Origin of the sequence: Pollutimonas subterranea (assembly GCF_002849655.1) — a bacterium.
GTDB classification, from domain to species: Bacteria; Pseudomonadota; Gammaproteobacteria; order Burkholderiales; family Burkholderiaceae_B; genus Pollutimonas; species Pollutimonas subterranea.
This window is the reverse complement of record NZ_PDNW01000016.1, coordinates 66,467-75,403: the sequence shown is the minus strand read 5'-3', so window position 1 is coordinate 75,403 and position 8,937 is coordinate 66,467. Positions and strand designations below refer to the sequence as shown.

General features: G+C 58.1%; 7 protein-coding genes. 6 read left to right on the top strand and 1 reads right to left on the bottom strand.

The features are described from left to right. Nucleotides 1-12 precede the first annotated feature (12 nt). The 4 genes from CR159_RS16680 to lpxC all read left to right on the top strand — a co-directional run bounded on the left by CR159_RS16680 (nt 13) and on the right by lpxC (nt 4,555). Nucleotides 13-804, top strand: coding sequence for a cell division protein FtsQ/DivIB (locus CR159_RS16680; RefSeq protein ID WP_102075098.1), 792 nt, complete (start codon nt 13-15; stop codon nt 802-804). Nucleotides 805-810: 6 nt separating this feature from the next. Continuing rightward, nucleotides 811-2,037: a cell division protein FtsA gene (gene ftsA, locus CR159_RS16675; protein WP_102068761.1), complete on the top strand. Its 1,227-nt coding sequence runs from the start codon at nt 811-813 to the stop codon at nt 2,035-2,037. A gap of 170 nt (nt 2,038-2,207) precedes the next feature. Then, complete coding sequence (gene ftsZ, locus CR159_RS16670) at nt 2,208-3,380, top strand: cell division protein FtsZ (RefSeq protein ID WP_102075097.1); 1,173 nt, start codon at nt 2,208-2,210, stop codon at nt 3,378-3,380. A gap of 251 nt (nt 3,381-3,631) precedes the next feature. Beyond that, nucleotides 3,632-4,555: a UDP-3-O-acyl-N-acetylglucosamine deacetylase gene (lpxC, locus tag CR159_RS16665; RefSeq protein WP_102075096.1), complete on the top strand. Its 924-nt coding sequence runs from the start codon at nt 3,632-3,634 to the stop codon at nt 4,553-4,555. Between the two features lie 36 nt (nt 4,556-4,591). Here the strand turns inward: lpxC and CR159_RS16660 are convergent, their stop codons facing one another. Next, nucleotides 4,592-5,083, bottom strand: a complete 492-nt coding sequence (locus CR159_RS16660) for a DciA family protein (RefSeq protein ID WP_102075095.1) — start codon at nt 5,081-5,083, stop codon at nt 4,592-4,594. Between the two features lie 43 nt (nt 5,084-5,126). On the opposite strand from CR159_RS16660, the gene CR159_RS16655 reads away from it, so the two are divergent. Beyond that, nucleotides 5,127-6,077, top strand: coding sequence for a M23 family metallopeptidase (locus CR159_RS16655; RefSeq protein ID WP_233208366.1), 951 nt, complete (start codon nt 5,127-5,129; stop codon nt 6,075-6,077). A 98-nt stretch (nt 6,078-6,175) separates the two neighbouring features. Further along, a complete protein-coding gene (gene secA / locus CR159_RS16650) occupies nt 6,176-8,917 on the top strand; it encodes a preprotein translocase subunit SecA (RefSeq protein WP_102075093.1) in 2,742 nt (913 codons plus the stop codon). The last annotated feature ends 20 nt before the right edge of the window (nt 8,918-8,937 follow it).

The window sequence follows — 8,937 nt, the reverse complement described above, 5'->3', positions numbered from 1 at the left end:
CAGGAACTTATCGTGTTTTCCGATCCGCGCCTCACCAACTTCATCGCGAATACGCTGGCATTGCTGGCGGTATTGGCAATGATCGCGGGCGCGGTCGTCTGGGTTGCGCAACGTCCTTATTTCCATATCGCTCAAATTCGGATAGCGCCGATGCAGACCGATACACTGAATTACGTCTCTACAGCGACTGTTCGGGCGACAATAGCCAGCAAAATAAAAGGCAACTTTTTTTCGATCGACCTGGATGACACGAGGGAATTGATCGAGACGGTGCCCTGGGTTCGCCATGCACGTGTGCGTCGCGTCTGGCCCGGCGAGCTGTTCGTACAGATCGAAGAGCAGCAGCCCCTGGCATTGTGGAATGAAGATCAGATGATCAACACATGGGGCGAGGCTTTTGCCGCCAACCAGGGCGAGCTCGACGATGAGGCGCAACTTCCGCAACTTCATGGTCCTGAAAGCTCCGAGCGGCTGGTCGTTCAGCGCTACGCCGAGATCGCGCGCTGGTTTGCGCCGCTAAGCCTTCGTGTCCACGAGGTCACGCTCAGCCCGCGGTATGCCTGGGATGTCAAGCTGTCCGATGGCACCCGCCTGAGCCTTGGGCGCGATCCAGCTGCCGATATGGCGGACCCTCACGGGCGGTCCGGTGCGCTGCCGTTTGCGGCGCGTATCGAGCGGTTCGTGCAGGCGTGGCCCGTACTCAATGATCGGCTCGACGGTCGTGCGATCAGCTATGCCGATTTACGTTATCCCAACGGATTTGCCATCACGTTGGCCCCTGTTTCAACTCCACCTACCAAATAGAAAATTATGACCCGTGACATCAAGGACCTGATCGTTGCACTCGATATCGGCACCAGCAAAGTGGTGGCCGTAGTGGCTGAAATATTGCCAGAAGGGCGTTTCGAAGTATTGGGCCTGGGCCAACACGAATCCCAGGGGATGCGTAAAGGCGTCGTTGTCAATATCGAATCGACCGTCAACTCGATTCAACGGGCCCTCGAAGAGGCCGAGCTGATGGCCGACTGCAAGATTCGTGAAGTTTATACAGGGATTGCCGGCAGCCACATCACCAGTTTCAATTCCAGCGGGATGGTGGCCGTGAAAGACAAGGAGGTCACCGCCACCGATGTCGCGCGTGTTATCGAGACAGCCAAGGCTGTGAATATTCCGACTGACCAGCAGGTGCTGCACGTGCTGACCCAGGAGTTTATCGTGGACTCGCAGGAAGACATCCGGGAGCCCATCGGCATGAGCGGCCTGCGTCTCGAGGTGCGGGTGCATATCGTCACTGGTGCCGTCAGCGCAGCCCAGAATATCGTCAAGTGCGTGCGCCGCTGCGGACTGGAAGTGCAGGACCTGATCCTGCAACCCCTGGCGTCCAGCCTGGCCTGCCTGACTTCGGACGAAAAAGAGCTTGGCGTGGTGCTGGTTGATGTAGGGGGCGGCACGACCGACGTGGCTATTTTCACCGGCGGTGCCATCAGGCATACCGCGGTGGTGCCTATTGCGGGTGACCAGATCACCAGCGATATTGCGGCCATGTTGCGCACGCCCACGCCCGATGCGGAAGAAATCAAGCTGCGCTTCGGCATTGCGAAGCAGGTGCTGGCCAATGCCGACGAACACATTGAAGTGCCGGGTCTGGGCGACAGGCCCAATCGGCAGGTAAAACGCCAGGCGCTGGGTGCCGTCATCGAGCCCCGGATAGAAGAGCTGTTCACCTTCGTGCAGCAGATCGTGCGCGAATCCGGCTACGAAGATCTATTGGCCTCGGGCGTGGTGCTGACGGGAGGCACATCCCTGATGCCGGGCATTGTCGAGCTTGCCGAAGACGTATTTTTGAAACCGGTGCGCGTAGGTGTGCCGGCTTACGAAGGCAGTCTGGCGGATGTTATGCATAATCCGCGATTTTCCACCGCAATGGGGCTGTTGTCCGAGGCCCGTTTGCAGCGTGCGCGGGGCCGCAAGGTGGCCCAGCAGAAGGGTAGTTTCAAGACTCTTCTGGCACGCATGAAGGAGTGGTTCATGAATTAGGGCTCGCGCCCTAAGGACAGGTGGGACAAAACCTGTTCCGGAAGCGTTTCAAATCAGTTGCGAGCCGGTATGGCTGGCATCTCGTTTGAAACCATTCCAAAAATAAAAGCAGTACCGGGGAAAAACACTTTTTGTAATTATCGCTTTTCTGGATATGTGAGGGAGTCATCATGATGAATTTCGAAATGCTCGATACGAGCGCAAATGGGACGGTGATCAAAGTTGTGGGAGTGGGGGGCGCAGGCGGCAACGCCGTGGCTCATATGATCCGCTCGGGTGTCAGCGGCGTGGACTTCATTTGTGCCAATACTGATGCCCAGGCCCTGGCAACGACCGAGGCGCCCGTCCAGATTCGCCTGGGCCGTACGGGCCTTGGCGCCGGCGCCAAGCCCGAACAGGGCAAGGCTGCCGCCGAGACCGCGCGCGAGGAAATCCGCGCAGCGCTGACGGGCGCGCACATGGTCTTCATTACGGCAGGCATGGGTGGCGGTACAGGCACCGGTGCCGGTCCCGTCGTGGCAGAGGTCGCCAAAGAGTTAGGCATACTCACGGTCGGCGTCGTGACCAAGCCATTTTCGTTCGAGGGAAACAAGCGCCTGAAGATGGCGGAAGACGGTATTTGCGAACTCTCCAAGCACGTGCATTCCCTGATCGTTGTGCTTAACGAGAACTTGTATGACTTGATGGACGATGACGCGACGCAGGAAGACTGCTTCAAGTCGGCCGACGATGTATTGCATAACGCCTGCGCCGGCATTGCGGAAATCATCAATGTCGAAGGTAACGTGAACGTTGACTTTGAAGACGTCAAGACGATCATGGGCGAACAAGGCCAAGCCATGATGGGTACATCGATAGCAGCCGGTACAGACCGTGCGCGTGTTGCTGCCGAGCGCGCCATCGCCTGCCCACTTCTCGAAGGCGTGGACTTGCATGGCGCACGCGGCATGTTGGTAAACATCACCGCAAGCCGCACCCTCAAGATGCGTGAAACCCGTGAGATCATGGACACCATCCGCAGTTATGCTGCCGATGACGCGACGATCGTGTTCGGTACCGCCTACGATGAGTCCATGGGCGAAAACTTGCGCGTGACGGTCGTGGCTACCGGTCTGGGTCGTGCCGCCGTAGCCCGTCCGCAGTTGGTGCAGAACACCGCCGAGGTTTACCGTACGGGAACGGACAATATACCGATGTCAGGCGGGCACGATTTCGGCAGCTCCGAAGTGCCTTCGGTGATTCGTAACCCGCGCAGCCAGGCTTCGGCCCAGGTGCGCGCACTTGAGACGGCTGGCATGGATCATTTCGATATACCGGCGTTCCTGCGCAAACAGGCGGACTGACCGGCAGGAAGTATCCAGAAGCAGTAAACCACCCCTCACATGCCTGCGGGACAAATCACTTGTCTTGTCAGGCCGACTGACGCACTTTCTCCCTCCCCGGGCAAGTGCGTCGTCGTTTTCCTGGGCGGGAACGCTAAAGCGTGCGCCTTGCAGTTATTTGAAACACATGTGTTTAGTGGTTTACCCTCCATGCGGTTACAATGGTCCTTCATGTGTTTGCAGCAAAACATGAAACTCATAATTTAAAGAATATGTTACGTCAACGCACCATACAGAAATCCATCAGTACCAAAGGGGTCGGCCTGCATTCAGGCCGGCGGGTTGAAATCACCTTGCGCCCGGCCGCGCCCGACACTGGTATCGTGTTTCATCGCGTTGATCTCCCCGACGTCGTCCACTTGCCCGCGTTGGCGGACCAAGTCGGCAATACGCGCATGGCTTCGGTATTGCAGCAGGGCAATGTGCGGGTGTCCACGGTAGAGCACCTTATGTCGGCGCTTGCCGGACTGGGTGTCGATAACCTTCACATCGACCTTACCGGCGAAGAAGTGCCCATCATGGATGGCAGCGCAGGAACGTTCGTGTACCTGCTGCGCTCCGCCGGCTTGCAGGAACAGATGGCGCCCAAGAAGTTCCTCCGGGTTCTTAAAACCGTCGAGGTTCGCGAGGGCGAAGGCGATGACCTGAAGTGGGCCCGGCTCGAGCCCTACAACGGCTTCGCCCTGTCATTCGCCATCGATTTTCACCATCCCGCCATCGACTCCACGGCCAATTTCGCCGAGGTCGATTTCGAAAAAGATTCTTATGTCAAAACCATAGCGCGTGCGCGTACTTTCGGTTTTGTCAGCGAAGTGGAAGCCTTGCGGGCGGCAGGCCTTGCTCGCGGCGGCAGCCTGGATAACGCCATTGTCATGGACGAATACCGAGTCCTCAATACTGATGGCCTGCGCTACGACGACGAGTTCGTCAAGCACAAGATCCTCGATGCCATTGGCGATTTATACCTTATCGGCAAGCCCCTGGTGGCTCGCTATGTGGCGTGCAAGTCGGGGCATGGCCTGAACAATCAGCTTGCGCGCGCTTTGCTTGCCCAGCAAGACAGCTGGGAGCTCGTTGGTTACGAGTCCGCTGAAACGGCGCCCAAGTCATTTAGCCAGGAATGGAAATTCGCCTAAGCGTATTTCATTGATTCCTGGCTCCATTCACCAGCATCATCGGTCTCGATGATGCGCAAGCAATCGTCCTATGGCGTCGGCCAGCGGCCCGGACGGAAGATTCTGTTGCAATTCGTCAAATGCCGCCAAGGCTGTCGCATCAAGCGGCTCGACTTGCCGGGATGTCGTTTTTGTCTGGCCCTGTAATAACCCCGCTTGAACCTTCACGATGATTTCGGTAAGGTTCCAACCGTTGTCGTTCAACAGCACGAGAATGCGCGGCGCCAATTGCCTGAGTCTGGATGCGTAGGCGGCACTGGGAACTGCCAGGGTAATTTGCTGTCTGTCTATACGTGCCACTTTGCATACCAGTGCCAACGCGGGCGGCATGGCGTTTTTTGCCACGTGCTCTACCGCGATCAAGTTACGTGCTGTCGTCAATACCTGCGAGCCCTGCTGGTCGCTTCCCAGCCAGCTCACCGCGAGCGTGGCGGGAAGCTCCTTGTTCAAGGGACGCGGGGACCTGATAAAACGAAACGAGCGCGACATTAATTGTAGGTCTACAGTGAGATATCTATTTATGAGGAATCGATTGTCTGATTCTAATAAGAAAAAATTCAGGGTCGTCATAGTGACCCTGGCCGCGGGTGCCGCCATGGTTGCATCCGCTGTTGCCGGTGCCTGGGTTCAGTCGCAGCTAAATGCCCGTCCCGTGCTGAATCCTGAGCAGGAGCGCGTCATTACAGAGCAGGCCTCGCGCGATTCGGCATATATCCGCCAGAACGTGAATTTGCTGGCATCGAAAGTGGGCGATCTGCAGGCCCGGCTGATTACCATGGATGGTGTCAGCAAGCGGGTCGCCGATGCCGCCGGGATTTCGTATACCGATCCTGAAATCTACGCCAGCCTGGATCACGTCGCGGTCCCCATCATGGACTATATCACCGACGAGCAGGGCGCGGCATGGACGGCCCAGAGCCTGGGCCGCGAACTCGACTCCCTTGCAGAGCAACTTTCCGAGCAGAAAGACTGGTTTGCCATGCTGGATCTGGTGTTGACCAGACGCGAGGGCATCGAGGCGAGCCTGCCTACCTACACCCCTGTCAACTACCCTTACCTGAGCTCATCATTCGGCTGGCGCCGCAACCCCGTGACGGGGCGCCATGCGATGCACGAAGGGCTGGACTTTGCAGCCCCCAAAGGGGCGCTGATACACGCGGCATCGGGTGGCGTGGTGACGCAGGCGCGCTACGTGCCGGGCTATGGAAAGCTGGTCGAGATTGACCATGGAAATGGACTGGTCACACGCTACGCACACGCTTCCTCCATCAAGATAAAGCGGGGTGACCTGGTTGAAAAGGGCCAGGAAATTGCCCGTGTCGGATCCACCGGCCGCTCTACGGGAGCACATCTGCACTTTGAGGTCCGCATGGCGGGTCATGCCCTCGATCCGACTCTGTTCCTGGCCAAGCAAGAAGCCCCGAATCAGATGATGGTGGACGCCACGAAAGCGGTTGAAGCCATAGTCCCGCAGGTGCGTTAAACTGTATTGTTTTCCTGCGGTTTCATCCGCCAACTCAAAAAAGACAAGCATGCCGACTTTCGCGTTCAGGCGCAACAAGGACGCATCACGACAAAAGAATGGTTTCTCTGCTAAAAAAGCTCATTGGTACTCGTAACGACCGGATACTCAAACAGTATCGCAAGCAAGTAACGCAGATCAACGCGTTCGAGCCCACAGTGGCCGCTCTGGCTGATACGGATCTCACCGCCAAGACTGTGGAGTTCCGTCAGCGCATCGCGCAAGGCGTCACGCTCGACGATTTGCTGCCGGAAGCCTTTGCTGTCGTTCGCGAGGCCAGCAAGCGTGTCTTTGGCATGCGCCATTTCGATGTCCAGATGCTTGGCGCCATCGCGCTGCATAACGGCAAGATCGCCGAAATGCGCACGGGTGAGGGTAAAACCCTCATGGCCACCCTGGCGGTCTACCTCAATGCGCTTGCTGGAAAGGGCGTGCACGTCGTTACGGTCAACGATTACCTGGCCCGGCGCGATGCCGAATGGATGGGGCGCTTGTATCAGTTCCTGGGCATGACCGTCGGTGTGGTCGTTCCCCAGCAGGAAAACGAAGAGAAACGCGCAGCGTATGCCGCCGATATCACTTACGGCACGAACAACGAATACGGCTTCGATTACCTGCGCGACAATATGGAGTTCCGTGCCGAGGACCGTCGCCAGCGTGTGCTGTCCTACGCGATTGTCGATGAAGTCGATTCCATTCTTATCGACGAAGCCCGTACGCCGCTCATTATTTCCGGCCAGGCCGAAGACAATACCGAACTATATATACGCATGAATGCCGTGCCGCCCCTGCTGAAGCGCATGGCGGCCGAGCCCAAGGCGCACGAACCGGAACCTGAAGGGGACTTCTGGGTCGATGAAAAAGCCCAGCAGGTTCATCTCTCGGAAGCAGGCCATGTGAACGCGGAAGAGACTCTCGTACGCATTGGCCTGCTGCCTGAAGGCGAGTCGCTTTACGATCCGCGCAATATTTCGCTGATGCATCATTTGATGGTCGCTTTGCGTTCGCATAACCTGTTCTTCCGCGACCAGCAATATGTCGTGCAAGACGGTGAGGTCGTCATTGTTGACGAGTTCACAGGCCGCCTGATGGCGGGTCGCCGCTGGTCCGATGGCCTGCATCAGGCCGTCGAAGCCAAGGAAGGCGTCCGGATCCAGAACGAAAACCAGACCCTGGCTTCGATTACCTTCCAGAATTATTTCCGCATGTACGGCAAGCTGGCCGGCATGACAGGAACCGCCGATACCGAAGCCTACGAATTCCAGGAAATCTATTCGCTGGAAACGGTCATTATTCCAACCAATCGCCCCATGGCGCGCTTGGACCAGAATGACCAGGTCTTCAAGACCGATCCGGAAAAGTTCAACGCCATCCTGGCCGACATCAAAGACTGCCACGAGCGCGGCCAACCGGTATTGGTGGGCACCACCAGTATTGAAAACTCCGAGCTGCTTTCCGGCATGCTGGTCAATGCCAAACTGCCTCACGAAGTGCTCAACGCCAAGCAGCATGCGCGCGAGGCCGAAATCGTGGCCGAAGCGGGCAAGCCCGGCCACATCACCATTGCCACCAACATGGCGGGCCGTGGTACCGACATCGTGCTGGGCGGCAGTGTCGAAAAGCAAATCGACCTTGTGCGTGCCGACGACTCGCTGTCCGCCGACGAAAAAGAACGTCGTATCGAAATCATAAAGGCCGAGTGGGCGCCCGCCAATGCCGCTGTAAAGGCGGCGGGGGGCTTGCGCATTATCGGCACCGAGCGCCACGAATCGCGGCGCATCGACAACCAGCTGCGTGGTCGTGCCGGCCGCCAGGGTGATCCAGGCTCATCGCGCTTTTATCTGTCGCTGGAAGACTCCCTGATGCGTATTTTTGCGGGCGACCGTGTGCGCTCCATCATGGAGCGGCTGCGTTTGCCTGAAGGCGAGCCTATCGAGGCGCGCATGGTATCGCGTTCGATCGAATCCGCCCAACGCAAAGTCGAAGGCCGGAACTTCGACATACGCAAGCAACTGCTTGAGTACGACGACGTCGCCAACGACCAGCGCAAAGTGCTTTATGCACAGCGCAACGAAGTCCTGGAATCGACCGATGTATCGGATACCATGGCCAACCTGCGCACGGCGGCCATGACCGAGCAGTTCCGCACCTATATTCCCGAAGAGTCCATGGAAGAGCAGTGGGACGTCGCCGGATTACAGGCGGCGCTTGAAGCCGAATGGCAGCTTTCCATACCTCTTGCCGAAATGCTCGAGAAAGAGCCCGCTCTCACCGATGACGACCTGCTGGAACGGGTCGTTGCCGAGGCGACACGGGTCTACCAGGCCAAGGTCGACCTGGTCGGCAAAGACGGCTGGTCGCCGTTCGAGCGCTCCATGTTGCTGCAGTCCATCGATACCCATTGGCGCGGCCACTTGTCGGCGCTCGATCACTTGCGCCAGGGCATCCATCTGCGTGGTTACGCCCAGAAGGATCCCAAGCAAGAGTACAAGCGCGAGGCTTTCGAGCTGTTCTCCGATATGCTGGACAGGATCCGCAACGAGGTAGTCCGGGTATTGATGACCGTCAAGATCCAGTCGCCGGAGCAAGTCGAGGTCGAAGAACCCGAATCCCGCCTGGACAACATTACCTACCATCATTCGGACTACGATGCGGCGCTAAGCGGAGAAGACCCCGGACTCGACCAGACGCCGGCAGCCCTGGCCGCCGCCGGCGCAGGCATCCCCAAAGTGGGCCGCAACGATGCTTGCCCATGCGGCAGCGGCAAGAAGTACAAGCACTGCCACGGCAAGCTGGTTTAGACGCCTCGAAAGGGCACGCA